This window comes from Oscillibacter sp. PEA192 (assembly GCF_003574015.1).
Lineage (GTDB): Bacteria > Bacillota > Clostridia > Oscillospirales > Oscillospiraceae > Oscillibacter > Oscillibacter welbionis.
This window is the reverse complement of record NZ_AP018532.1, coordinates 1,161,121-1,187,214: the sequence shown is the minus strand read 5'-3', so window position 1 is coordinate 1,187,214 and position 26,094 is coordinate 1,161,121. Positions and strand designations below refer to the sequence as shown.

The 26,094-nt window shown below is 55.6% G+C and carries 25 protein-coding genes and 1 pseudogene; 7 read left to right on the top strand and 19 right to left on the bottom strand.

From position 1 onward, the window contains the following. Positions 1-312: pseudogene (locus DN611_RS05745) on the bottom strand (sigma-70 family RNA polymerase sigma factor); the annotation flags it as partial. A gap of 362 nt (positions 313-674) precedes the next feature. On the opposite strand from DN611_RS05745, the gene DN611_RS05740 reads away from it, so the two are divergent. Next, positions 675-1,469, top strand: a complete 795-nt coding sequence (locus DN611_RS05740; protein WP_025544613.1) for a 4Fe-4S dicluster domain-containing protein — start codon at positions 675-677, stop codon at positions 1,467-1,469. A gap of 730 nt (positions 1,470-2,199) precedes the next feature. Here the strand turns inward: DN611_RS05740 and DN611_RS05735 are convergent. From DN611_RS05735 to DN611_RS05710, 6 genes are all read right to left on the bottom strand, one after another. Continuing rightward, the gene (locus DN611_RS05735; protein WP_021750258.1) at positions 2,200-2,910 is read right to left on the bottom strand and encodes an ABC transporter ATP-binding protein; all 711 of its coding nucleotides are present in this window, start codon (positions 2,908-2,910) and stop codon (positions 2,200-2,202) included. Next, positions 2,903-3,745, bottom strand: coding sequence for an ABC transporter ATP-binding protein (locus DN611_RS05730; RefSeq protein WP_119310847.1), 843 nt, complete (start codon positions 3,743-3,745; stop codon positions 2,903-2,905). Before DN611_RS05730 ends, DN611_RS05735 begins: the two co-directional genes overlap by 8 nt. Beyond that, complete coding sequence (locus tag DN611_RS05725; RefSeq protein ID WP_119310846.1) at positions 3,742-4,911, bottom strand: branched-chain amino acid ABC transporter permease; 1,170 nt, start codon at positions 4,909-4,911, stop codon at positions 3,742-3,744. The genes DN611_RS05730 and DN611_RS05725 overlap by 4 nt, the downstream gene beginning before the upstream one ends. 13 nt (positions 4,912-4,924) lie before the next feature. Continuing rightward, a complete protein-coding gene (locus DN611_RS05720; protein WP_442950796.1) occupies positions 4,925-5,806 on the bottom strand; it encodes a branched-chain amino acid ABC transporter permease in 882 nt (293 codons plus the stop codon). Positions 5,807-5,949: 143 nt separating this feature from the next. Further along, positions 5,950-7,113: an ABC transporter substrate-binding protein gene (locus tag DN611_RS05715; protein ID WP_119310844.1), complete on the bottom strand. Its 1,164-nt coding sequence runs from the start codon at positions 7,111-7,113 to the stop codon at positions 5,950-5,952. 99 nt (positions 7,114-7,212) lie between these two features. Then, the gene (locus DN611_RS05710) at positions 7,213-8,244 is read right to left on the bottom strand and encodes a hypothetical protein (protein WP_119310843.1); all 1,032 of its coding nucleotides are present in this window, start codon (positions 8,242-8,244) and stop codon (positions 7,213-7,215) included. Between the two features lie 212 nt (positions 8,245-8,456). Here DN611_RS05710 and DN611_RS05705 point away from each other — a divergent pair, with 212 nt between their 5' ends. After that, positions 8,457-8,714, top strand: a complete 258-nt coding sequence (locus DN611_RS05705) for a helix-turn-helix domain-containing protein (protein ID WP_025544623.1) — start codon at positions 8,457-8,459, stop codon at positions 8,712-8,714. Positions 8,715-8,868: 154 nt separating this feature from the next. Next, complete coding sequence (locus DN611_RS17275; RefSeq protein ID WP_081692158.1) at positions 8,869-9,096, top strand: helix-turn-helix domain-containing protein; 228 nt, start codon at positions 8,869-8,871, stop codon at positions 9,094-9,096. A gap of 193 nt (positions 9,097-9,289) precedes the next feature. Here DN611_RS17275 and DN611_RS05695 read toward each other — a convergent pair whose 3' ends face one another. The 9 genes from DN611_RS05695 to DN611_RS05655 form a co-directional block, all read right to left on the bottom strand. Next, positions 9,290-9,883 carry a DsbA family oxidoreductase gene (locus tag DN611_RS05695; RefSeq protein WP_119310842.1) on the bottom strand — a complete coding sequence of 198 codons (594 nt, stop codon included), beginning with the start codon at positions 9,881-9,883 and terminating at the stop codon, positions 9,290-9,292. Between the two features lie 14 nt (positions 9,884-9,897). Further along, positions 9,898-10,371 carry a hypothetical protein gene (locus tag DN611_RS16940; RefSeq protein WP_249390723.1) on the bottom strand — a complete coding sequence of 158 codons (474 nt, stop codon included), beginning with the start codon at positions 10,369-10,371 and terminating at the stop codon, positions 9,898-9,900. Positions 10,372-10,425: 54 nt separating this feature from the next. Continuing rightward, positions 10,426-11,316 carry a carbohydrate kinase family protein gene (locus tag DN611_RS05685; RefSeq protein ID WP_119310841.1) on the bottom strand — a complete coding sequence of 297 codons (891 nt, stop codon included), beginning with the start codon at positions 11,314-11,316 and terminating at the stop codon, positions 10,426-10,428. Between the two features lie 20 nt (positions 11,317-11,336). After that, positions 11,337-12,725: a family 4 glycosyl hydrolase gene (locus tag DN611_RS05680; protein ID WP_119310840.1), complete on the bottom strand. Its 1,389-nt coding sequence runs from the start codon at positions 12,723-12,725 to the stop codon at positions 11,337-11,339. Positions 12,726-12,746: 21 nt separating this feature from the next. Then, the gene (locus DN611_RS05675; RefSeq protein ID WP_119310839.1) at positions 12,747-13,802 is read right to left on the bottom strand and encodes an amidohydrolase family protein; all 1,056 of its coding nucleotides are present in this window, start codon (positions 13,800-13,802) and stop codon (positions 12,747-12,749) included. Positions 13,803-13,836: 34 nt separating this feature from the next. Next, entirely contained in the window at positions 13,837-14,685 is an 849-nt protein-coding gene (locus DN611_RS05670) for a carbohydrate ABC transporter permease (protein WP_025544629.1), read from the bottom strand. Between the two features lie 17 nt (positions 14,686-14,702). Then, entirely contained in the window at positions 14,703-15,614 is a 912-nt protein-coding gene (locus DN611_RS05665) for a carbohydrate ABC transporter permease (protein WP_025544631.1), read from the bottom strand. Between the two features lie 177 nt (positions 15,615-15,791). Then, on the bottom strand, positions 15,792-17,075 hold the full coding sequence (locus tag DN611_RS05660) for an ABC transporter substrate-binding protein (RefSeq protein WP_158629828.1): 1,284 nt from the start codon (positions 17,073-17,075) through the stop codon (positions 15,792-15,794). Between the two features lie 51 nt (positions 17,076-17,126). Continuing rightward, on the bottom strand, positions 17,127-18,125 hold the full coding sequence (locus DN611_RS05655) for a LacI family DNA-binding transcriptional regulator (protein WP_025544633.1): 999 nt from the start codon (positions 18,123-18,125) through the stop codon (positions 17,127-17,129). Positions 18,126-18,506: 381 nt separating this feature from the next. Between DN611_RS05655 and DN611_RS05650 the strand changes: the two genes are divergently transcribed. The 3 genes from DN611_RS05650 to nagB all read left to right on the top strand — a co-directional run bounded on the left by DN611_RS05650 (position 18,507) and on the right by nagB (position 21,828). Then, the gene (locus DN611_RS05650) at positions 18,507-19,898 is read left to right on the top strand and encodes an MATE family efflux transporter (RefSeq protein ID WP_025544635.1); all 1,392 of its coding nucleotides are present in this window, start codon (positions 18,507-18,509) and stop codon (positions 19,896-19,898) included. Further along, a complete protein-coding gene (locus DN611_RS05645) occupies positions 19,882-20,505 on the top strand; it encodes a DUF624 domain-containing protein (RefSeq protein WP_119310837.1) in 624 nt (207 codons plus the stop codon). Before DN611_RS05650 ends, DN611_RS05645 begins: the two co-directional genes overlap by 17 nt. A gap of 534 nt (positions 20,506-21,039) precedes the next feature. Next, complete coding sequence (gene nagB / locus DN611_RS05640; RefSeq protein ID WP_025544637.1) at positions 21,040-21,828, top strand: glucosamine-6-phosphate deaminase; 789 nt, start codon at positions 21,040-21,042, stop codon at positions 21,826-21,828. Between the two features lie 381 nt (positions 21,829-22,209). On the opposite strand, the gene DN611_RS05635 is transcribed toward nagB, so the two are convergent. The 3 genes from DN611_RS05635 to DN611_RS17265 form a co-directional block, all read right to left on the bottom strand. Further along, positions 22,210-23,400: an ABC transporter ATP-binding protein gene (locus tag DN611_RS05635; RefSeq protein ID WP_119310836.1), complete on the bottom strand. Its 1,191-nt coding sequence runs from the start codon at positions 23,398-23,400 to the stop codon at positions 22,210-22,212. Positions 23,401-23,942: 542 nt separating this feature from the next. Further along, a complete protein-coding gene (locus tag DN611_RS17270; RefSeq protein ID WP_160117410.1) occupies positions 23,943-24,314 on the bottom strand; it encodes an enoyl-CoA hydratase-related protein in 372 nt (123 codons plus the stop codon). Positions 24,315-24,635: 321 nt separating this feature from the next. Further along, complete coding sequence (locus DN611_RS17265; RefSeq protein ID WP_025543850.1) at positions 24,636-25,028, bottom strand: oxidoreductase; 393 nt, start codon at positions 25,026-25,028, stop codon at positions 24,636-24,638. 514 nt (positions 25,029-25,542) lie between these two features. Between DN611_RS17265 and DN611_RS05620 the strand changes: the two genes are divergently transcribed. Further along, the gene (locus tag DN611_RS05620; protein ID WP_081692058.1) at positions 25,543-25,743 is read left to right on the top strand and encodes a helix-turn-helix domain-containing protein; all 201 of its coding nucleotides are present in this window, start codon (positions 25,543-25,545) and stop codon (positions 25,741-25,743) included. The last annotated feature ends 351 nt before the right edge of the window (positions 25,744-26,094 follow it).

Below are 26,094 nucleotides of genomic sequence, written 5' to 3'. Positions count from 1 at the left end.
TCACTCCTCCCTCAGCTGTGCTTTCAGTTTCTCTCTGGCCCGGGCAAGCCGGGTCCGAACGGTGGAGGGCCCCAGGCCCAGCAGCTCCCCCACCTCCGCCGCTGTGTACCCTTCATAATAATAGAGATACAGCGGCAAGCGGTACTTGGCCGGCAGGGCCATGACCTCTGCATAGAGATTCTGGTGCTCCGGCGTATTGAACACCGGCTCCCGGCAGTCGTCCAGAGGCACCATCCGCCGTCTCCAGGGCGACCGCAGGGCATCCTTGCAGGCATTCACCGTCACCCGTACCAGCCAATGACGCAGCTGGTTATCATCGGGAAACGCCTGCCCGAAGTCTTTCCTGCTCCGCCTTTACCTGAGTGTATTTGACGGGATTATCCTCCCGGATATTGTATCGCGGCATCTTCCAATATCCTCCTTGCTCAAATATTCATTCTTCATCACAATCGATACGAACGAGCGCATACGGGTCCTTCAAGTCATCTCTGTCCAGCAGATGAAGCCGCTTCATGCGAATGGCTAGGGCAACCCATTGCTTCTGCCACAGCGGCAAAAGCCTCATATTCCTTGGTTGCAAAGATTCTATTCAAAAGACGAAGCCGTTCCCCGAGTCCCGCTGTACGCATTTGATCCATTAACAGCTCCCTGGGCATTGAGAAGCTTCTGTTGGTGTGTTCTACCGGAAAAAGGAAGCTGCTCAAAAATTCGGTAATGGGAAAATTGCCCTCACGACTCGTCTGACTCTGGAAGTTCAAGGTCTGACCTACGACAACATCGAACCATTCAATACATTCATCGCCCAAGCCGGTCTTTATACTGGCGGCACGGGTTCCCGCGTCCGTCCCATCGTGGCCTGCAAAGGCACTGTGTGTATCCATGGCCTGATCGACACTCAAGAACTAGCGCGTGAACTGCACGAAACATTCTACAAGGGCTGGTATGATGTCAAACTTCCCCACAAGTTCAAAATCGGCATCGGCGGCTGCCCAAACAACTGTATTAAGCCAGGTTTGAATGATTTCGGCATTATGGGCCAGCGGGTACCTGCCTATAATCCCGATGACTGCAATGGCTGCAAGAAGTGCTCCGTCGTAGAGGTCTGCCCCATGAAAAATGCCCATCTGGACGAGGATGGCATCATGCAAATCGATTGGGATACCTGCAACAACTGCGGTAAGTGTGTGGATGCCTGTAATTTTGATTGTGTGACAGAAGCAAAAGCAGGATATAAAATTATGGTCGGTGGTATTTGGGGTAAGCGTCAGCGCCTTGGTACCGTGATTGATGAAATCTACACCAAGGAGCAGGTCTTTGAGATGATAGAACGAGCGCTTCTGCTGTATCGGGAGCAAGGCAAGACCGGAGAGCGGTTCGGTGTATTCATTAGAAAGAGCGGGCCCCCAGCTGGGTGTGAAGCGCCTGATAGGAATCCTGTTGTGTATACTATTGATGGTACGCAGGCGTAAATCCATATCTCTTGCCGGTTCTATAATATTGGCCTGCATTGGGTGGGCTTCTAGCTCACGCAATCGGACAGATTCTTCTGCTTTCTGAAATAAGTGAAAAATGCAGAACCTGCGATATTGACTCTATAAATATTTAGTCAGTATGCGAAACAGGCAGAGCATGGTTCCCTCTATATGCCAATGGTCCCCTGGGTTCTCATTGCTGTGACGCTTACTGTCTTTCTTGTGCAAATACAGAGGCGCGCACCAGACCGGGAAGAGTGGCTTTCAATGCGATGCAAGCAAAGTCGGTGCTGCTGATATCATCTAAATTCTTGAAGATCCAGAGATACCTTCAACATAGGCCTGAGAACGAATAAAGCACGCCTGGCTGGCGTGCTTTACCCGGCAATTATATTTTAGTAGCATCAAATAGAAATGTAAGTCTCCATACTTTACGGCCACCCACATAGGAAACAAAAGGATGCTGTCACGTCGGCGATCTTTCGCAGCGTCACTGCTTCAAATCCCTCATCCTGAATCGGATGGGCTTGCAGCCTGCAAGCCCAAAAACCTTTTGTATGTCTTACTAACAGATAGCCACAGGACTGATGACACCTTGCAGTAAAGAGCCAAGGCGAAGAAAACTCTCCGCCTCGGCTCTTTGCTGTCCGGATTTACTTGTCCAATTCAGAAAAATTGCATACACATCACATCCGCTGGCACCCGTTGCCATCTGACAACTATCCCCTTATCTGTGCTTGCCGAGATACGCCTCTTTGATCTTCTCATTGGCCAGCAGCTCCGCGCCGGTGCCGGACATGGTGATGTTCCCCGTCTCCAGCACATAGGCCAGGTCCGCGATCTTCAAGGCCATGTTGGCGTTCTGTTCGATCAGCAGTACCGTCACGCCCTGGCGGTTGATCTCCCGGATGATGGAGAAGATGTCCTGCACCACCAGCGGCGCCAGGCCCAGGGACGGCTCATCCAGCATCATCAGCTTCGGCCGTGACATCAGGGCCCGGCCCACCGCCAGCATCTGCTGTTCGCCGCCGGAGAGGGTGCCGGCGGACTGCCAGTTCCGTTCCTCCAGCCGGGGGAACAGCTCATAGACCCATTTCAGGTCCTTTTCGATCTCCGCTTTGTCCTTGCGGAGGTAGGCTCCCAGCTTCAGGTTCTCCAGCACCGTCAGGTCCGCAAACACCCGCCGCCCCTCCGGGCTCATGGCGATGCCCGCGGAGATGATCTTGTCGATGGGCTTGCCCAGCAGCTCCTCCCCGTTCCACTGGATGGAGCCGGACTCCGCCTTCACCAGGCCGGAGATGGTCCGCAGGGTGGTGGACTTGCCCGCGCCGTTGGCGCCGATCAGGGTGACGATCTTGCCGTCCGGCACCTCCAGGTCGATGCCCCGGAGAGCCTGGATGCCGCCGTAGGACACCCGCAGCTGTTGGATTTTAAGCATCTTCCGCCACCCCCAGGTACGCGTCGATGACGCGCTGATTGTTCTGGATCTCCGCCGGTGTGCCGTCGGCAATCAGCTTGCCGAAGTCCAGCACATAGATCCGGTCGGAGATGTCCATGACCAGGTCCATGTGGTGCTCGATCAGAAACACCGTCAGGCCGAACTTCGTGCGGATCTCCCCGATGAAGGCCGTCAACTCGTCGGTCTCCTGGGGGTTCATGCCCGCAGCCGGTTCGTCCAGCAGCAGCAGCTGCGGATCCGTGGCCAGGGCCCGGGCGATCTCCAGCCGCCGCTGCTTGCCGTAGGGCAGGGAGTTCGCCTTCTCCCCGGAAACGTCGCTGAGGTTCACCTCCGCCAGCAGCTCTTCCACCCGCTGGCGCTGCCGCGCCTCCTCCTGCCGGTTCAGATGGAAGGTCGCAGTGAGGAGGTTGCACGTCGCACGGCAGTGCATGGCCGTCAGCACGTTGTCGAACACCGTCTGGTCCTTCCACAGACGGATATTCTGGAAGGTCCGGGCCATGCCCATCCGGGTGATCTTGTCCGGGGTGGGGGCCAGGGCGTGGGTGTACTCCCCGGCGTGCTCGCCCTTGTAGAGCTTGCGCATCTTGCCCTGGGGGTAGTTTTCCACGATCTTCTCCCCCCGGTACCACACCGCGCCGTTGGTGGGCTGGTACACGCCGGTGATGACGTTGAAGGCCGTAGTCTTGCCCGCGCCGTTGGGGCCGATCAGGGAGACGATCTCCCCCTCGCCTACCTCCAGATTCATGTTGTTCACGGCGATGACGCCGCCGAACTGCATGGTGATATTCTCCAAGCGAAGGATCTTCTCACTCATTTCGCCGCCTCCTTCTTTTTCGATCTTCCGGAGAGGCGGGCCCGCAGGCTCCGGGCCACATCAGAGAGCTCCCGGTCCCCCATGAGGCCACGGCGGAAGAACAGCACCACGATCATGATGATGATGGAGAACACCACCATCCGGAAGCCGGTCCGCAGGAAGGGCACCTTGAAGGCGCCGATATACGTCTCTGTGTCCAGGAATCGCAGCCACCACTCGCTGGCCGCCACGTACAGGAACGAGGCGATGCAGCTGCCGGAGATGGACCCGATGCCGCCGATCACCACGATCAGCAGGATCTCGTAGGTCATGGAGGTGGTGAAGGTCTTGGCTTGGGCCTGGTTGGCGAACATGGCGAACAGGCCGCCGCCCACGCCGGCGAAGAAGGAGCTGATGCAGAAGGCCATCCGCTTGTGCTTGGCCAGGTTGATGCCCATGGCCTCGGCGGCCACCTCATCCTCCCGGATGGCCTTGAAGGCCCGGCCATAGGTGGAGTTGATCAGCAGCACCATGATCCCGATGCACACTGCTACCAGCAGGAAGGGCACAAAGGTGGAAAGGCGCAGCACCACCTCCCCATCGGCGTTCTCGATGTTGAAGCTGGAGAAGGTGGGAAAGCTCTTCAGCGCGTTGGCGCCGTTGGTGACGGGGCCCAGCCGGTCCCACTGGAAGATGGCCCGGATGATCTCCGCAAAGCCCAGGGTGGCGATGGCCAGGTAGTCGCTCTTCAGCCGCAGCACCGGCAGGCCGATAAGCCAGGCGATCACCGCCGCCACACAGCCCGCCAGGATCAGCGCCGCCAGCACACCCAGGATCAGACCCAGGGCGCCGCCGCCGAACAGCTCCGGCAGGGAGAAATTCACCGCCGAGCCGCCGTAGAGGTAGTAGACACCCTCCCGGTCGGCAGAGGGAATGGTCAGAATGGCGTAGGTGTAGGCGCCCAGCAACATGAAGCCCGCCTGCCCCAGGGAGAACAGGCCCGTAAAGCCGTTCAGCAGGTTCAGGGAGGCCGCCACCAGCGCGTACACAGCTCCCTTCTTCAGCACGGTGAACAGCATACTGGTGGGCTGCATGGTGTTCTCCAGCACAATCACCAGGACCAGCAGGGCCGCCACGCAGCCCAGGGCGATCCACGCGCCCCGTTTGCTCTTTTTTTCTTGCAGCATCGTGACGCCCCCTTTACACTTTGTCGGTGGACTTCTCACCGAACAGGCCGGTGGGCTTCACCACCAGGATGATGATGAGCAGCGCGAAGGTGAACGCGTCGGAAAACACACTCCAGTTGGAGCTCTTGATCACCGTCTCGCTGAGACCGATGAGGAATGCCCCCACCACGGCCCCGGGAATGGAGCCGATGCCGCCGAACACTGCCGCCACGAAGGCCCGCAGGCCCGGCAGGGAGCCGGACAGCGGCACGATGGAGGGATAGTTGGTGAAGTACAGCGCAGACCCCACCGCCGCCAGGAAGGAACCGATGACAAAGGTGAAGCTGATGATGTTGTTGATCTTGATACCCATCAGCTGCGCGGTCTCAAAATCCCGGGAGGCGGCCCGCATGGCCATGCCGATCTTGGTGTGGTTGATGAGCTGGGTCAGCACCACTACCAGCGCCACCACCAGGAATGGCGTAATCACCGTCACCATTTTGGTGGAGGTGCCGGCAATGGTGATCTGACTGGACAGGCCGGGCAGGCTGGGGTACATCTGCGGCAGTCCGCCGGTGATATAGGTGGCCAGATTCTGCAGCAGATAGCTGACGCCGATGGCGGAGATCATGACGCTCATCCGGGGCGCGCTGCGCAGCGGCTTGTAGGCTGCCCGTTCGATGACATAGCCCAGCAGCACCGTCAGCAGGATCATCAGCGGCAGCGCCACGCCGATGGGCAGGCTTGCGCTGAGATAGACCATGATCAATCCCGCCGCCATGAACACGTCGCCGTGGGCGAAGTTGATCAGGCGCAGGATGCCGTAAACCATGGTGTATCCGATGGCGATCAGGGCGTACTGCCCGCCCAGCGAGATGCCGGAGAGCAGGATGGAAATTCCGTATTTCACAGGGATACCCCCTTTTCTTTCAGAGTTGGCGAGCGGGAAGGACCGTCTCCAAAAGGGCCGGGCTGCGGCCCCTTTCGAGGCGGTCCCATCTCGCGCAAGAACAAGCCGCCTGGCGGGGGATACCCCGCCAGGCTGGCCGGATGGCAGGCTTATTCCACAGTCTGGACCGTCTCCAGCGTCCAGGCGTTGTTGGCGGTGTCTGCGGTCTTGATATAGGCGGTGTCCCGGATGGCGTCGCCCTGCTCGTCAAAGGCGATGGAGCCGGACACGCCGGTGTAGGTCACGTCAGGCAGCGCGGCCTTCACGGCGGCCTTGTCGGTAGAGCCGGCGGCCTTCAGGGCCTCCAGCGCCACATAGTAGGCGTCATAGCCCATGGCAGTGACAGCGGCGATGGTATCGTTGCCGCCGTTGTTGGTCATGGCGGTGGAATCCTCGCTCAGCCAGGCCTTAAAGCCCTCGTCAAACTCTGGAGAGCCACCCTCCTGGTAGAAGGTGGACACGTACAGCTGCACGTCGCTGCCTGCGGCCGCTTCCAGCACCATATTGCTGTCCAGGGTATCGCCACCGAGGATGGGGATTTCAATTCCCAGAGAAGCAGCCAACTTCACGATCTGAGTAGAATATGTAATGGAAACCGGGCAGAAAATCACATCTGCGTCCTCATTTACGGCCTTATTAAGATATGTGGTGAAGTCGGATGTATTGGTCGGGAAGGAATCCTTTTCCACGGTGCCGTCAAATGCCTGCTCAAAATAATTAATCAGGCCCTGGTCGTACTCGTTGCCCAGCTCACCCAGGCAGTAAGCTTTTTTCGCAGAGAATTTCTCCTGTGCGAAATTTGCCAACACCGTTCCCTGGAACGGATCCAGGAAGCAGATCCGGAAGTAATACCCGTTCCCTGCCGTAATCTGGGGATTGGTGCATCCGACGCCAATGGCGGGGACACCCGCCTCGCCAAAGACGGGGCCGCCAGCCAGAGACACGGTGGAGCCGTAGGAACCCAATACCACAGATACATCCTTGCTCACCAACTCCGCAGCGGCAGTGGGCGCCTTGGCGGGGTCGGAGCCGTTGTCCGCATAAACCAGCTCCACGGTATAGGTGGTGCCGCCGATATCCACAGTGGGGGTCTCCTTATTGGCATACTGCATGCCCAGCATCTCCTGCTTGCCGCCGGCGCCATTGTCGCCAGTGGCCGGCTCAAAAATTCCAATCCTCACCACATTTTCCCCGGATTCACCTCCTCCACTGTTGCAGGCGGCCAACCCTAAAGCTGTAGCCAATGTCAGGACCAGCGCAAAGACTCTCTTCATACTTCTTTTCCTCCCCAAAAAAATTCAAGAACGGCAGCGCCGATTCTAAACAGGAACAAAGCCCCCCCACCTATTTCTGCATTTCTGAAAAGGTATTCATTAAAGTTCCCTGGCAATAGTCACCAAGTCTAAATACATATTTCCGGGTGTGCTGGAAGCCGACGCACCGATGCAGTGGTGCACCTGCCCTCCCTGCGTTCTGGTCTGCATCCAAAGCACCTTATCGCTCCAGTGTGCCCTGGCCAGCGGATGATCTGCCGGAAGCCGTTCCGGTCCGGCAGTCAGTTTCAGGCTGCCATCCGGATTCTGGACAGCCCGGCCAACCATGCACCAAACCTCGCCCCTGGACTTCGCGTCTATCATATCTGCCTGTGTCAGGCCGCAGATACCTTGGATCGCCACATCCGCAAGCGTATATGCCTGGTCCCAATAGGTATTGGCCTGGATAACTGTTTTCATGGCCGTATCCCATCCATCGAGATCCATGGAGGGATCTGGCTCCAAAAATCCGCCTGCCTTCGCCCCCTGCACAGCCATATCAAAGGACTGTCCCTGCCCCATCGCATCAAAAACGTACATACAAGACGCGTTGAAAATCCCGCCGAACTCCAGCAGCTCTCCACAACGTCCCAACAGTTTACCCATCTCCAGAGTAGGCAGTCCTGCGCTGGCCGCTGTTCCATAGCGAATTTGGAGCCCCTGTTGTGCCGCCAAGGAAAACAGTTCTTTCCAATGAAGGGCAAGCGGCGCTTTATTTGCGGTCACCACATGCATTCCCCGTTCCAAAGCCCTTCGGATGTTAGAAGTCCCCGGCTCCCCAGTGGGCAGATATGGCGGCAATCCATCTAAATAGACATCCGCGCTGCACTGCTCGATCATCTCCAATGCCGTAAGGCCCTGAATACCCAAGCCGGGGATATCTGCCAAAGTTCCCCTGTTTTTGGCTTCCGATAACGTCACACTGGAAATTCCATTCGGTGCAATCACTCCACCTCTACTGTCCACTGCGCCAACAATTCGAAAATGGAGCCCGTATACATTCTCCATCCTCTCCCGTTCGCTAGTCAGAAGATCGACCATCGGCCTGGCAGCATTTCCCATTCCGCCAATGAGTATGCGAATTTCTTTCATAGCTGTTTCCCCCACTCTTTTCAATCTCAAATCTATTATAATCCTTGGTCTCTTGAGTGATGCAACACATTCTATTTTCTATTCAAGCAACATAATTCATACCGTTCATTCCATCACGCGCTATTCCCGTGCACGGGAATAGCGCGCTATTTTTATTGCTATCATAGAGAAAACACCATTTAAGGTATTACTCATTGATAGCAGGTAGAGAGATGAAGGACGAATATTCACAAATTATTGTCAAACGGATTTTGGAGCTATGTAGGCAACGTGACTTCACAATATATCAGTTGTCTGCCATGAGTGGTATCAGCTACTCAACACTTGATAATCTCATAAATCACAAGACATTCAATCCAAAAATAAAGACGCTTCACAAGATCGCATCTGCATTCAGTCTTACGTTATCTGAATTTTTTGACTATCCAGAACTGGAAGAATTTTCATTTGAAGATACGCATAGTGATTAAGTGAGCAGCCTGTACAGGTGCTGGCGTTCATATATTTTTGTTAGCATTGTATTATAATATCCGGTAAATGTCAACCTAATTTGACTAATATTTACATATCTTCACATCATATAACAACTATGCTGGAGGATTACAATGCATACAGGGTGACCGTATGTCGGCAGATGGAGTTTTTGATTTTGGATTAAGGTTACGTCGTCTTCGGAAAGATCGCGGGATGTCGCGTGCATCTTTGGCAAAACGGCTCGACGTGAGCAAAGAAACTGTATATCGTTATGAAGACAATTTGCAGGATCCCGCACTAAACCGTATGAAGAGGAACAACGGACTACGCTCAACGAGTTTATACGGGTGTTTGTTCATAACTGATTCAGGTGTTTAAGGAAGAGAATGATGGGCCGGCGTTCCATCGAATGGAACGCCGCTTTTAATAATTTACAGTGGATATTGAAACACAGAAGATAGATCCTCACTTTACCTTCTTGTCCCCCTCCCCTTCGCCTGTGACTTTTCCTCCACTATTTTCTCATACCTGTCTACCTGTTTTTTGTATTTGATGCTTACGTTCAGGCATCTCAACGCACCGCATCCAACCATGCCTTCAGCTCTATCAAGTTCGGAACAAAGCCTTCCAGTCGTTTTTTTCCTGATAAAATGGTAGGCACCATGTGAATACCCAGCAAATCCCGGGACAGGCGGGATTGCCGGCGGACGGTCTCTGTATAAGTCCCTGCCACCAAGGCTGCGCGGAAGTCCTGCCCTGACAGACCGCAGTTCTCTGCCAGTTCCGTCAGCACAGACAAATCTCCAATATCCCGCTCATCTACAAAATAGGCTTGAAACACCGCTTTATAGAAGGACTCTCCTCTGTCCCGTTCCCCAGCAAAGCACCAGCCCTGGAAAGCCAGGTCCGTGTATGGCCGGGGAATCACCCGGGGCGGCAGACACATCTCTACCCCCTGAGCCTGACAGACGGGCCCCAGGGTCTCAGCGTATCGTACTCGTCGGACGGGATCGTTCCATACGTCTATCCGGGGCGCTGGCGGTTCTGTCAATTGGTAGGGCACATGGATAATCTCCAGCTGTTCCCCCAGCCGGTCCAGAAGTGTCTCCAGCCAGTAACAGTAGGGACAGACGAAATCAGAAACGATAATCAGCTTCAGTGCCATGTCTCTCCCTCCTCTCAAAATTGCGGAAAGCCGGTTTGCTTCAGTCCCGGTTCAATACCAGATCCGCCGTGATTTCTGTCACTGCGACCATCTCCTGAACAGAAGTGTATCCCCTGACAGGAGCGGCGACAGTGCATGGCGGAGGGCATCACGATGCCCGTGATACCATTGGCTACCGGCAATCTGTTATCGCTACCGCCGAAGGTGGTGACCGTCCAGGTCTCATACCCCCTGGCCCGGCAGGCCCGGAAGTACCGCTGGTGGGAGCCGCTGCGAATCTCCTCTCGGATCTGGCCCCGGTCCAGGACGATATTGGTGGCTGCAATGGCGCTGGCGCCCGCCTCCGGTGAAAAGCCCGCATAGGAGGCCCGGCCCAAAATCTCCGCCGCGTCGTCCTCTTCCACCATCAGGCCCAGGGCGCAGAGGCGGCTGGTCAGCCATCTGCCGTTCCCCGTAGGAGGGGCTGTCGTCGTCCACCTGGGTCGCAAAGGTCTCCTCCAGGCGGTCCGGCTGAATGCGCACAGCCGTATCCTCCCCCGCCCTCACAGATATTTTCGGATTAGTGCCGGCGTCACCGCCGCGCCAAAGCAGCCCACCGCCGTGGTGGACTTACCCGCGAAGATGTTCCCCAGCCGCACACAGCGGTCCAGGGGCTCCTCCGTCAGCAAGCCGTAAATGATGCCGGTGAGGAAGTTGTCTCCGGCGCCGGTAGTATCCACCGCCCGGAATTCATCGATGGCCGATACATAGCGGATGGAACCGTCGTGCCAGTATGCGCAGCCACCCTTGCCCAGCGTCACCACCGGGTGAGGCGTGTAGCCCGCCAGAAAGCGGACAGCTTCCTCCAGGTCATCTGTGCCGGCCAGCTTCCGTGCCTCCTTGTCATTGGGTGTGTAGACATCGATATAGGGCAGGAACGCCTTGATGCCGTCAATGGACAGGTCATCGCTCCAGCCGCTGTCGTAGACTACCTTCACTCCCTCCTCATGAAGGCGGCGGGTCACCTCCGGCTGCCCCACCGGGGCAAACACCACCTTGGCGTCCCGCAGGAAGCCATAGACGGTCTCCGGATCCAAAATGCTCTCATAGACGCCCTCATTGTGGGCCAGAAATCCCCGGTCGTGTTCCCAAGAGAACACGCTGGTCACTACCACCGGGTCCGGGTTGTCCTGGGCGAACTCGTCGTAGCTGGAGAAGCCCCGCTGGTCCAGCAGGCGGCGGCACAGGTTGCTCACATCGTCCTGCCCCAGAAACGTCCCCAGCCGGACCCGGAAGCCCAGTTGCTCCAGCACGATGGGGCAGACGATGGGGCCTCCCCCCAACTGCATGGTGAATCGCTTTGCAAAGACCTCCTCCCCGGGCTGGGGCATCCGGTCAAAGCCTTGGAAGATCAAGTCCAGATTCATTTGTGCAAAGGTCTTGAAATCGTACATACACTCTCTCCGATCCGTCTTTAAGGCGTCTCGTTCATGTGGATAAATTCCGCGTATTTGTCAAAGAAGATATCCGTCAACGTCTCCGCCAGCTCGAAGTCGTTCACCAGCGGATGCAGGGCCAGGCCTTTGACGGCCGCATCCCGGTCATCTTCCAAGATGGCCTGGATGGTGCACCGCTCAAAGTACTTCAGCCGCTTGATCTGCTGAAGCTGAAACTCGTCGATGGCACCAATGCGGACGGGATGGGCGCCGTCGGAGCGGATATCGCAGGTGATCTCCACCACATCGTCATCCCGCAGACCGTCGATGGCCCCGTTGTTTGGAACGGACAGCACCATCCGGCAGTTCTCCCCATCGGTGATGGCCCGGATGAACCGCAAGGCCACCGCTGCGTAGCCGCCCTCATCCGGGGCGGTGAGGAACTCCTCCACCGTGGGCGGATTCCACACCTTTTCCCGGCAGGCTCCGCTCTCCACAGAGAAATAGGCGTTTTCCCGCTTGCCGTAGGCGGTCATATACAGGCTGAACGCCTGCTCGAAATCCCGGGGCAGCTCCAGTCGGGCCAGCTGTTCCTCCAGCTCGCGGTTGATGAGGTAGATCATCTCTCCCCGGGGATGATCCGCCTTCTGGATCATGGACAGAGACTTCACCCGCCGGTAGTAGAAGTACAGATACTCGTTGAGCATGCAGTCTCCGCTGATCCGGGCCATCTCCCGGGTAAAGAGCCGCATCTCCGAATGCTCATAGGTCCGGGGATTGTCCAGCAGCTCCCGCTGCACGTCCCGGCCGTTGACTTTGGCATTGCGGAACCAGGACAGGTGGTTCAGGCCGTAGCACTCGATATCCAGCGTGCCGTAGGGGATCTCCAGAATCTCCTCCAGCTGCTTGATGAAGCCGCTGGGGGCGTCGCAGATTCCGTACACGTTGTCGAACCCTTTGGACCGCAGGGCTTGGGTGATGATCCCGCTGGGATTGGTAAAGTTGAAAATCAGATGGCCGGGGTTGGCCACCTCCCGGGCCAGGGTGCAGTAGTACACCAGGGTGGGCACGGACCGGATGGCCATGGCGAAGCCTCCGGCACCCGTGGTCTCCTGTCCCAGTACGCCGTGGGCCAGGCAGGTCTGCTCATCAAACAGCCGCCCGGCGTCCTCGCCGGCCCGGATGGTGGTGATGATGTAGTCCACTCCCGTCAGGGCGGCCCGGGCGTCGGAGGTGACCTCAAAGGTCAGGTCCGGGTCCAGCCGACGAGCCAGCTCCCGGGAGATCTCCCCGTAAGTCTTCAGCTTCTGCTGGTCGTTGTCAAGCAGGACAATGTGGTCCACCCGGATGTCCCGGGTGCTCTTCACGAGAGATTTGGTCAAAAACGCGGAGCGGGCACCGGCCCCGCCGATCACACACAGTTTCACGAATAGTCCTCTCTTCTGCCGTTACCGGAATTTGCCGATCTCCGCCTTCAGATAGTCGATGGTGTCGGAGATCATCTGGCGGTTCTCTCCCGCGGGGATGCGGTCATACAGGGTGTCGGCATATTCCAGCACCATGTCCACGTTGATCTTCTTGTCCATCCGGCGGATGAACTTGTGGTAGTTGTTGAAATAGATGTCCCGCAGGGTCTTCTCCGGCAGGTCCAGGCCCACGCAGTTCTCCTCAAAGGCAACGAAGGGCTCGTCAGTCTCCATCACCCGGCGCAGGCAGGTGACGGTCTCCCTCCAGTGGTCGGAGAAGGTGTCCGTGCCGAAGAGGATCTTGTGGGAGTACTCCGAGAAGAAGCTGCGCCAGTACTCCCGGTCCTTGGCAAAGTTCTCAAACATCTCCCATCCCGGAGTGATGTCAAAGAACAGGTTGGGATAGCGGTCCAGCATCTCGCAGCACAGGCCCGGCTGGTCGGAGATGAAGAAGAAGTGCGGGATGCACAGGTTCAGATTCGGATGCTTGCGCAGGAAGCCGAAAGTCTCCTCATCGATCTCGAACTTGTGGGGGAAAGTTCCGTCGCCGTAGAAGAAGTTCTTCTCCACCGCCCACTGGGGCAGCCGATCCCGATACCAGAACTCGATGGGGTCGTTGATGTGATACAGGATAGGGAATTGGGTCCGCTGGGCGTAGTCGAACATTTTGTCGTAGTTGGGGGCGTCCAGCCGCAGATTTTGCCGACGGCGCACGCCGGGCTTGCCATCCAGCATCTTGATACCGTCGAAGCCCGCTTGGTCGAACCACTGGATCTGCCGCAACAGGTCATCCGCGTCCGGCACCACGTCCCCATTGTAGTGGAAGGAACCGAACGCCTGGCAGCGGCCGCCCTCCTTCAGCTTCATCAGGGCGCACAGCAGATTCTGGGCCAGAGCGAAGGGACTGTCGATGACCGTACAGGCCAGGAACGTCCAGTTGGTATATCCGCACTCATCCACCATGGCGATGCACTCGTCGATGTCCTTGGGGTCGAACAGGTGGATGTGGACATCATTGATCGGGTACCGGTAAAACATACGCTCACTTCCCTTTCTTTTTTCGCAGTTTGTCTCAGCCTTTGATGCCGCTGTGGGCAATGCCCTGTACAAACTGCCGCTGGAAAATCACAAACAGTACGATCAGAGGCAGCACAGCGATGACGCCGCCGGCCATGACCTGCTCATAATACGTCGTATGTTCGCCGATCAGCATGGCAAGGCCCGCTGCCAGCGTCATCTTGTCCGCCTGGGAGTTGTTGATCAGGGGCCACATCAGGTCCTTCCAGGTGTTCAGCATGCCCAGGATGGCCAGCGTGGTCAGCCCCGGCTTCACTAGGGGCAGCAGCACATTCCAGTAGGTCCGGAAGTAGCTGCACCCGTCGATGCGGGCCGCCTCGTCCAGCTCCCGCGGCAAAGTGGAGAAAAACTGCCGCATCAGGAACACGCCGAAGATATTGAACAGTCCCGGCAGCACCAGGCCCACCAGGGTGTTGGTCAGGCCCAGATTCACCATCAGCTTGAAGCGGGGGATGATGAAGATCTGACCGGGCACCATCATCAGTGCCAGCATCCCCATAAAGAGGACGTTCTTGCCCGGGAAATTCAGCCGGTCAAAGGCATAGGCGCAGATCGTGACGATCAGGATCTGGCCCACGATCATCATGATCGTCACCAGAATGGTGTTCAGATACAGCTGGGGAAAATTCAGCTTATCGGAGACGATGCTGAAATTCACCCATTGGGGAATCTCTGGCAGGAACTTCATGGGGATCTGAATGGTCTCCTCGTACGTCTTGATGGATGTGAGAAACATCCAGACGAAGGGGCCAAAGGCCAGGAACGACGCAAAGATCAGCACCACATGAGTGGTGAAGCGCGAAAGCCTGCTCTCGTCGTTCAGGCGGTCTCTTTTCTGTTTCATATGGCTGCCTCCCCCGCTCACTCGCCAGATCTGACCCAGTACTTCTTGCCGACCATCTGGATCATGGTGATCACCATGATGATGGCAGCCAGCACCACGGAGATGGCCGCCCCGTATCCCCGCATGCTGCTCTTATTGAAGGCGCACTCGTAGAAGTACGTCACCAGACTCATGCTGTAGGTGTACGACAGCGTCTGCCGGTCCACCATCAGGTAGATGAAATCGAAGATCTGCAGAATGCCGATCGTCACCATGATGACGGAGAAAAAGATCATGGGGGTCAGCATGGGCAGAGTGATCTTAAAAAACACCTGACGGCTGCTGGCGCCGTCCAGACGGGCAGCCTCATAATAGGAGCTGTCAATGCCCTGCATAGCTGCCAGCATGATGATAACATAGTAGCTGACCATGGACCAGACCACCACCAGGATGATTGCCCATCGAACATATTTTACATCACCCAGCCAAGAGATCCGGGAAAAGCCCAGCTTCTCCAAGATCCAGTTGAAGATGCCGTACTGATAGTTGAGAATCCACCGCCACAAGATACCGATCGCTGCCGGGATGGTAATTGCCGGGATAAACAGCAGAGTCCGGTAGATCGTGCGGCCCCGGATCTTCTTGTTGATCTGATGGGCCAGAAAGATGGAGAAGATGATGACCAGCGGCACGCCCACCACGGCATAGAACACCGTGTTCTGCAGCGCCAGCCAGAAGGTGTCGTCCTTCAGCAGGTCCTGATAGTTCTTCAGGCCGATGAAGGTCCCCTCCCCGAAGGTCCCCATCTTCCGAAAGCTGTAGAGGATATTCTGAATGAAGGGAATGATACTGAACAGCAGCAGTCCCGCAAACATGGGCAGGATGAAGATGTACGCAGTGCACATCTCCGCGCGTCTGAGCCTGCCGAAATGCCGTGCCTGATTTTTCATGGGCGTTCCTCCTGTTTCCCCGTATCGTCTCTCGGGAGGCCCTGGGCGCAAAACCGCGTTCTGAATCGGAGCGCGCTTTTGGGCCCACGGACTCCCCCTGTCCGCGGCGGCCCCGGAGGGGGCCGCCGCAAGACGGAAGGTCACGTTTTCGCCGGGTCGTCTCTGTCTCTGCCGGGCTCAGCCAAAGACCTCGTCCAGAATGGCCTGTGCCTCCGCAACCCCCTCATCCATAGCCTCGTCCACAGTCTTCACCTGACCGAATGCCTCCTGCATGGCGTCATCCACGATGGTGGTCCAGTCAAAATTGCCGTTGGAGGGATAGGCAAAGCCGTTGGCGGATGCGTCCATAAATACCTGCGCGTTGATATTTTTAAAGTTGGCCACATACCCCTCCTGTGCGGACAGGTACGCCGGGATGTCGATGCCCTCTTCCGCCTCGTGGCTCATGGCCTCTTCGCCGGTGATGTACTTCATCAACTCCCAGGCGGCTTCCTTGTTCTCGCAGTTGGCAGACATAACATAGCCCAGACCGCCCATGTTGGTCTTGTTGTCCACAGCCATGGAGGGCATCTGGATCAGCTGGACATTGCCGTCTGCCGCCAGAGAGCTGTCCTCCAGCACGCCGGACTTCCAGGAGCCGATGAAGACGATGGCCGCCTGGCCGGAGATGAAGAGGTCGGTGCCCTTGGTCTCCGTCAGCACGGAGTAGGGAGCCATCTGCTCATCGTTCATCAGGTCCACTACCTGTTGGATGGCGTCCTTGGACTCCGGCAGGGCGATGCCGCATGTCTTGCCGTCATCGCTGAGGTAGTTGCCGCCGTTCTGATACAGGAAGTTCATCCAGGACGGCTGGGCGTCCAGCTCCATGACGATGGGGTACTCGCTGCCTCCGGCGGCCGCGATGGCGTCCCGCAGCTGGGTGGCGATGTCCCGCATGTCATCCCAGGTCCAGCCCTCCTGGGGCAGCTCCACACCGTAGCGGTCAAACAGCTCGGTGTTCAGGGCCACCGCCACAGCATCCAGCCCCTTGGGCAGGGCGTACTGCTGGCCGTTCACATTGTAGGCGTTCACACGCCCTTCGGCATAGACGCTCATATCAAAGCTCTCGCCCTCAATGTAGCTGTCCAGAGGCTCCAGAACCCCGGCGTCCACATATTTCTGGACGTAGGTGTTCATCCAGAACACATCCGGGGCCTCATTGGTCTCCAGAGAGGCATCCAGCTTGGTCCAGTAGGTGTCCCAGGGGATCTGCTCGATGTTGACTTTGATCTCTCCCTCGTGAGCAGCGTTAAAAGCGTCCACATTTTCCTGGATCACCGGCAGCTGGGCCTCATCCCACAGGGACAGGGTCAGGCTGACGGGACCGTCGGAGCTTTCGCCGCTGCCGCCGCAACCGGTGAGAGCTGTTGCGGAAAGGAGCAGCGTCAGTGCCAGGAGCAATGCTGTAATCTTCTTTTTCATACCGATTCTCCTTTTGTTGATTCGTTTCCTTAAACACCCCATTCCGAGGGATCAAACAGATTTTGGCACCGGATCGCTGAGCCGGCGGCAGCTCTGCCGCTCCACAATGGAGTGAGGCAGCAGAATCTCCGAGTGGATCGACTTCGGCGGCTGGCGGAACAACTCTAGAGATTTCTCGATGAACACATCGATGGGTTGATGGATGGTGGTCAGCGCCGGACGGATCCGGGTTGCGATGGTCAGGTCGTCATAGCCCAGGACCGATATATCCTCAGGCACCCGCAGCCCCGCGTCGTACAGGGCCGCCATGACGCCCACCGCCAGCTCATCGCTGAAGGCGAATGCCGCGGTGAATTGCTTTTTCTCCCGCAGGGCTGTGGCCATGGCTTGGTAGCCGGCCTCGAAGGTGACGCCGCCCCGGAGTACCAGGGACTCCGGGAATTCCAGTCCCCGCTCCTCCATCGCCTTGCGGCTGCCGGTGATCCGCTGGAACCCAGCGCCGATCTTCTGCTCGTCGTCCGAGAGGAAGAGAATCTCCCGGTGGCCCAGATCCAGCAGGTAATTGGTACCCTCATAGGCGGCGGCGATGTCATTTACATGGACTCGGTCGGACTGGTGGTCCAGGGCCACGCCGCCGCACATCACCGTCCGCAGGCCGCAGCTTTGGAGATACTGCAGGATGCCGCTGTCGATCTCCTCCTCAAAGTAGATCACGCCAACGGGATGCATCCGGCTCACGAAGTTCCGCACTGTCTCCGGCGACTGGGGGTTATAGCGCAGCAGCATGAAGGTGTATTCGCTCTGCGGCTCCTGCTCCAGCAGCTCCGCCAAGGTGCGCCCGTAGAAGTCAAACCGCAGATGGGTTAGCAGGATCAGGATGATCTGCTTGCGGGGCCGCCGGACCACCGGACTTCCGCCCAAGGAGAACAGGGCGCTCTCCACCTTGCTGGCAATCTCAGAGCTGACGTCCTCAGATCCGTTAATATAGCGAGAGACGGAGGCCGGTGACACACCGGCTTCCTCCGCGATTTTCCGGACGGTGATCTTCATAGAGCCCTTCCTCACATTTTATTTCTGAAACAAATTTTTTTGCTAGTACTATCCTGTGATTGGTTTTGTTTTTTATCTGTTTTTTTCCTGTAAAAAGATTATAACTTTTCCTCAAAAGCCTGTCAATATTACGAATCTCCCAGTTTTTTATCTCCGTTTCCGAAATATATTTCTGAAACATTTTTGGTTTATTCCATGTTCAACCGATTTCCTCAAAAAAGCAGTCCACTGTTATCGAAAATTTTACGCAAATTTTATCTGTGCAGTTTTCCGTGCTTTTTTTCAAGATCAGCCTCTCTCTTGACATTTATTTTTCTTTCTGCAATACTTGCAGATGATAAATCAATTCTGAGGGGACTTCTCCCAAAGGGAGGAAACATTTTGAAACAAATCACATACAGTCAGCCGGATCAGTCACCGCTTTTCCGCCCCATCTTACGCTTTTCAATCCCCCTGATGCTCACCGGCCTCTTGCAGCTGGCCTATAACACGGCGGATTCCGTAGTGGTAGGCCGCTATGCCGGCAGCACTTCTCTGGCAGCAGTAGGGGCCACTACCTCTATTATCTTTTTGCTGGTGACGCTGTTCAACGGCGTATCCATCGGCACCAACTATCTCACCGCCCGGTACTACGGTGCCGGGGATCAGGAGGCCATCTCCCAGACGGTCCACTGCTCCGCCGTCCTCAGCGTGATCCTGGGGCTGATGGCCGGTGTCGTGGGGATTCTTTTCTCCACACCGCTGCTGGAGCTGGCCGGGGCTCCAATGGATGTGCTGCCGCTCTCCTCTCTTTATTTGAAGATCTACTTTCTTGGCATCCCCGCCCTGGTAGCCTATAACTTCGGCAGTGCCATCCTGCGGGCAGTGGGGGACACATTGTATCCCCTAATCTTCATGATCGTTTCCGGTGCGATGAACGTGGGACTGAACCTGCTATTCGTTATTGTCTTTCATCTGGGTGTGGCAGGTGTGGCTATCGCCACCTCCGTCTCTCAGCTGCTCTCCGCCGTTCTGGTGATCATCCGGCTGTGCACGATCAATTCCATATGCCGTCTGGACCTGCGGAAGATCCGCCTCTACCCCGACAAAGCCGCGCTCATGTTGAAGATCGGCCTCTCCGCCGGCATCCAGGGCATCATCTTCTCCATCGCCAACGTGATGATCCAGTCTGCCGTAAACTCTTTCGGCTCCGCCGTCATCGCAGGGAACTCCGCCGCCTCCGGGCTGGAGAACTTTATCCACACCGCCCAGAACACCTTCTATCAGGCTACTATCACCTTCACCAGCCAGAGCCTGGGGGCCAAACGGCCTCGGCAGGCGGTCCAGGTCTTTTGGATCTGCATGGGACTGACGGTGGGCCTGGGTCTGGTGATGTGCGTGCTGCTGCGGCTCTTCCAGCCCCAGCTGCTGGGCATCTACGTCAAGCCCGCGGATGACGCCTATGAGGCCGTGATGGCCGCCGGTGTGACCCGGGTCCTGGCTATCAGTCAGTTCCAGTGGATAGGCGGCATGATGGAAACCGCCTGCGGCTCCATCCGCGGCTTGGGCAAAACCATCAACCCCACCGTCACCACACTGATCGGTGCCTGTGGACTGCGGGTCATCTGGCTGTATACCATCTTCAAAGCTGTGGGGACCATCGAGAGCCTGTACTGGTCCTATCCCGTCTCCTGGACGCTAACCTTGGTCATCCACATCGTTTTCCTGCTGATCTACAAGCGCCAGCTGGAAGCCCTACAGAAAGGAGAAAACGCCTGTGCGCCACCTGTTTGATCTGGACTCCCCTGTGATGTCCGCCCTGTCCACCCTGCTGGACTTCTTCGTCCTCAGCATCCTCACTCTGCTCTGCTCCCTGCCAGTGGTCACCGCCGGGGCCTCCTGGTGCGCGCTATATAGCTCCATGGTAGACATGGTGGCCGGTGCCCCGATGCATATCCGGGGGTACTTTTCCCACTTCCGGCAGCTCTTCAAGCCCGCCACGAAATGTTGGGTGGCCATCCTGGCTTTGGCGTATCTGTTCTATCTGGACTTCCAGGCCATCGGCAGTCTGCCCCCTTCTGTCCAGCTCTTCTTCTGGGGAGGCGTGCTGTTTCTGGTGTTCTGCCTGCTGATGGCCTTGGCCTTCCTGCCGCCGGTAATCAACGCCAATCCCTCCCTTCGCTTCCTGCAGCTGTGGAAGGCGGCCCTAGTCCAAGGCATTGGGCGGCTGCCCCGGTCTCTGGCAATTTTGGCAGTGCTGGTCATCCCTGCTGTAGTGCTGTTCTTCTCTCCCCGGTGGTTCTGGCTGCTGATTTTCGTGTGGTCTTTCTTGTGGCCAGCAGCAGCGGGCTACCTGTGGGCCCGACTTACGGTTCGGCTATTCGGGCCTCTGGTCAATTGATCAATAAAGGCCGACGGTTGACCTTCTCCAAAACGCTGAAGCCCGCAAGTCTATGCCAAAATGGCGTAGGCCGCACCCCTATTTCTATTCATTCGTTTTTTGAGCAAGGTGACATTCCCACCTCTTTACCATGCAGGAAGAGAATCGCTGTTGCACCCTTGGCAGCCGCTATCTTCACAAGGAAATAGATGACGTATCTTTTATGCGGCCAGGGAGAGTGTCACTTCGGAACTGCTGGCTGATACTATTTGGACACTGCCGAAGGAAGAATATAACAGAATCCCCCTGTATACGAAGATCCAACATCGAGTCTTATTCTGACGGCCTGTTTCGAGCGGAGGCTGTCATTCTCAAGCATTTCCGATCCCGTGTAGAACGGGCGTATCCCAGTTCATCTCAGGTACAATCCGGTGCTAGGGTGCTGATTCTAGTGAATCGGGGATACTTCGCATTGGAGGAGCACATCGGCATAGCTGCATCGGCAACATAGCAGCTGCCGGAAATAGTCTGTGACATACGACAGGAGGGATTTCATTGAAGATTATTTGTGCGAAAGACTACAGTGACTTGAGTCGCAAGGCCGCCAACATCATCTCCGCCCAAGTTATTCTGAAGCCGGAGAGTGTGCTGGGCCTGGCTACGGGTTCCTCACCGCTGGGGGTCTACCGCCAGTTGATTCTCTGGTACGAAAAAGGAGATCTGGACTTTGCGGAGGCAACCTCGGTGAATCTGGACGAGTACCGGGGGCTGTCGGCAAACAATACGCAGAGCTATCACTACTTCATGCATAAGAACTTCTTCGACTACATCAATATTGCTCCCGACCATATCCATATTCCCGATGGCATGGCTGCGGATCCGGATGCGGAGTGCCGCCGGTACGACCGTCTGATTGCGGATTTGGGCGGTATCGACCTGCAGCTTCTGGGGATTGGCCGTAATGCCCATATCGGTTTCAACGAACCGGACGATCACTTCTCCAAATACACTCACCAGGTTGACCTGACGGAAAGCACCATCGCCGCGAACACCCGCTTCTTCGAGCGGGAGGAGGACGTTCCCCGGCAAGCCATCTCCATGGGGATGCAAGCCATTACCCAAGCCAGAAAGATCCTTCTGATCGCCAGCGGTGCCGATAAGGCCGACGCCATTTACGCCAGCTGTTTTGGACCGGTGACTCCCGGAATACCAGCTTCCATTCTCCAGCTCCATCAGGATGTTACGGTCATTGCCGACAAAGACGCCCTCTCCAAATGCCCGCAGCAAGCTTGGGCGCAGAAAGCCCCGAGCAAAGAAATCCACACTGGGTTTCTTTTCAGATAAGCAGCAAGGTATTTCTCCAAATTGTCTGTCCCTGTCCACCAGCTTCAGCTCTGCTTGTTATCTTCGAACCCTAGTGATTGCCCCAATCCCGATGTTCTTTGCAAGCAGACTCATTGTAGCCATTATGACCGCTATCCTCACAAGGTGTTCGCTATGTGTTCCAAGAGCAGGTCAACACCTATCTGACCACCGGTCCAGTGAAAGGCCGGACACTCTCACGGCACAGACACACCACTCCAGCCTGTACTGTCTCCATTTTTCCGCCACTGCTTTGGAGGCGGCGAGACCAGAGGCGTATGGAATACAACTCTTCCCAAAAGAGAAAGCCGGGTTCTCCCTTTCGTGAGAGCCCGGCTTCAGATTCTTTAGATTGAGAAAGACTCAGAATTCCAAGTTCTTGCCGTCGTTGCCGAACAGGTGACACGTACTGCCGCTGAATGAGAAGTCAATCTCCTTACCAATGGTGAAAGCATCGGAATAGTTGCCGTTAATATCTGTGGTAGGGACAATGATGACCATATCTCGACCGTTCACATTGGCGTGCAGGTGGATCTCACTGCCCATCATCTCAAATACATCCATCCGGGCCTTGACAGAGCCGGACTCACACTGCAGGGAGATATGCTGCGGACGAACGCCTAGTGTGACATGCTGCCCCGCCACGCCCTTAGCAGCCAAACGTTGTTGCTTGTTCTCGGACAGCTCTACAGTCATGCCATCCAAAACGACAGCATAATGGCCGTCCCTTCCAACCAACTCCGCATCAAAGAAATTCATCTGCGGCGTACCGATGAAGCCAGCCACGAACAGATTGGCAGGATGGTCAAAAACCTCCTGAGGCGTACCGATCTGTTGGATGAAGCCATCCTTCATGATAACAATCCGGTCCCCCAGAGTCATAGCCTCTGTTTGATCATGGGTGACATAGAGGAAGGTAGTATTGATCTTCTGGCGCAGTTTGATAATCTCTGCGCGCATCTGATTACGCAGCTTGGCGTCCAAGTTGCTGAGAGGCTCGTCCATCAGCAGGATCTTGGGTTCCCGTACGATAGCGCGGCCAATCGCCACACGCTGCCGCTGCCCACCGGATAAAGCTTTTGGCTTGCGGTCCAGGTACTGCGTAATGTCTAGGATCTCCGCCGCCTCACGCACAGCTTTGTCAATCTCGCTCTTAGGGCGCTTGCGCAGCTTCAGTGGGAACGCCATATTTTCATACACTGTCATATGGGGATAGAGCGCGTAGTTCTGGAACACCATAGCGATGTCCCGGTCTTTAGGGGCTACATCGTTCATCAACTTCCCATCAATGTACAGTTCTCCGCTGGAGATCTCCTCCAGCCCCGCCACCATTCGCAGAGTGGTCGACTTGCCGCAACCAGAGGGGCCGACCAACACGATGAACTCCTTGTCCGCCACATCCAAGTTAAATTCCTGAACAGCCACAACCCCCTCATTGGTCACCTGGAGCTGGGTCTTTTTCTCCTCGCCGCTCTCGTGCTTCTTTTTGGACTTCTTGTGATCGTTCGTTGCGGGATAGATCTTCTTCACATTTACCAAAGACAGTCCTGCCATCTTTTCCGGCTCTGACCGCTCCGCCTCCGCGGATGCGTTCTCACGCGGTACCGCAATGGGCGCCGCGCTTTACAACAGGTCTCCACACTGCCGCACCGTGAGCCGTACCGGTATGTATTTCCTCCTTTTTGGCACCCGCACAGCTGAGAGATGGAGAGCATATGCAGGCTTTTCAATTTTGTTGGGAACTCCAACACCAATAGTTTACGTGTTTTTTTGCCGTCAAGGAAGATCGCAATATCAACAATTTTCCCCTTGAATTTTTGTTTAATATAAGCATTTGATTTTTCATGATCTCTCAATTCATGTGCTCACTCCTCATGGCAGATGATCCATTCCCATCCGGACAGCCTTGAACTGTAGGCGCTACCTTGTTATGACGGCCCCAAGTCTTCAATCCTTTGCTGCACTCCGCATTATCTTTGAAATCAGAGCGGATATGTCCGTGTTTCCGTCTCGAAGCACCTTTATTCTTGAGCCAGGTTGACACCGCAAAATGACGGGAACTCCGAGAAAAAGAAAGCCGCCGAAATCAGCCGGGCCTAAGCTCCTTTGATCATCCGGCGCCTTCTATTGGCAGAGCTATTGATAACTTCTCCACCTTTCACTGCGATAGAAATATCTGCCCCGGCAGGATAGCACAAGCCGCCCAGACAATATCCGTGGACCGCGCAGATCAAAAGGACCCGCAGGTCATACAATGCCTGTGCCCCGTCGTAATAAGTCTCCTGCGTACTAGTTATGTCCTTATCCAGAATACTCTGATAAAATAATTTTATATCTACTCCCACACCGAAAGTCTTCAGTACAGAATGAAGAACAACATACCCAAAGATCGTCCTCGTAGTTGATATAATCACAAATTCGTATGCATTCCAGAACTGGATGACTCCTATCTTTACGCTGATTTGCATTTTAGCAGGCTTCAAAATTGCAAAGCTTGACCCCAATAAAGGCATTACATTGGAGGGGTAGCCTTCTGTATATGCTACAAGTCACCGGACCGCGTCTTTCGATGCGACCTGGTGACTACAATGTGCCCTCAACGCTCTGTCAGTCCACTGCCATAGTCAATTGGGATAGAATCTTGCACCTTTAAGGAAACTGAGAGGGCGATCACCTCAAAGCCCTCCGGTAGTTGGACAGGCGCCATCTGTTGGCGTCCAAGATCCGCCGCGCCTTCCGCCCCGTCTCCCTGCCGCTGCCGCTGTCGATGACGCAGATATCATTGCCCCTCAACTGCGCCATGCCGAGTTGAGGATGGCGCTAGGAGCCATAGGCTGTTTCCCGTCATTCAGCACAGACAGGCTCTCTCGGCCGCCGTGGTAGAGCTGAACAAATATCCTAGCGCCGTGACAGTGGACCCGCTCCGTACTACGTATATGTTTACGGGTGGCGATACAGAGCTGATTTGGATTGCAGGCGCCGCTGGTTTCATCCATCCGAGTAAATTCCGTGAAAATCAGGCCGCAACCGCCTCTTGCTCGATCCTCATAGAATCGGATCAGTTCCAGCGATACCTCGCCGTCCCAGGACGCCAATCCGTTTCCCATAGCCGTCATTGCGACACGGTTGCGGATCTCTACTCCACCGATACATCCCTTTTCGAATAATTTCTGACAGCGCATTTCCTATGGTTCACTCCTTATCAAATTTTCCCCGGAACCGGTTTTGAGATAAGGCATGGTTTTGGCTCCTTCTGCACTCCTGCACGTCCGCTTCCCTTGGTTCTTTTTCTAAATCCGCCAGGATACCATTGATGAAATACTCCCCGCCAGATACCTGAATGAGTCCTTCAAGTCACGATACGCACTGGAGGCGGGGTAATATCCAATCGGGCGGGTGGTGAGTCGTATCTTTACGCCTTCCGAACAGGTCCCTCTGGTAAAAATATTAAAAGACCGCTATATGAGATCCTGATCGAACATACAGGGTTTCCTACATGTGATATTGATTCCCAGAATTTTTCGGATGTGGTCTTCCCGCCCCCCCATTTCACAGCTCGGGCAATCAAAGTTCCCACTACGTTCATTTCGTGTATAGGGCCGTACTTCTTAATTTCTAAAGCAGAATATGAGGGTTATATCCCCTTAAAAAGCAAGTTTATAATCCCCACACTGTATAAATACAGAGGTGAAGCAAATGATTATCTTTCATCGCCTGTGGGCTACTATGGAAAGCCGCGGTATTTCTATGTATCAGCTTAGAGAAAAATGCGGGATTGACAGCAAAACGATCCGCAGACTTAGAGCAAATGAAAATATTGAAACAAAAACTTTGGATAAGTTGTGTTCTGCTCTTCATTGCAATTTGGATGATATTGCTGAATACAAGGAATCCTAAACTGTTTTTGAGCATATAGTCACAAATCCTTTTGCAGTCCCTGCAGGCCAGCGTGCTACCAGAGCCATCAAAATAAATACCTGAGAAAGTATCGAAAGTAATCCGGTATATTTTAAAGCAGACAATGCTGAGTATCTCACAAGAAGTCTGGACCTTACTGTGGAAGTAAGAGAATTTTACGCCAAAAAAGAGTTCGCGCCATACATCACAAAAATTAGAAGAAGGAGAATAGTAACGCCATTCTCCTTCTTTGTTTTAGGCTTCAAAGCACAGGAAATATGGAGCCTATGATCCGAGTTATCAAGGAATATTTTAGATGTCAGATGGAGGGGCCCGCAGCCAAGAGAGCCC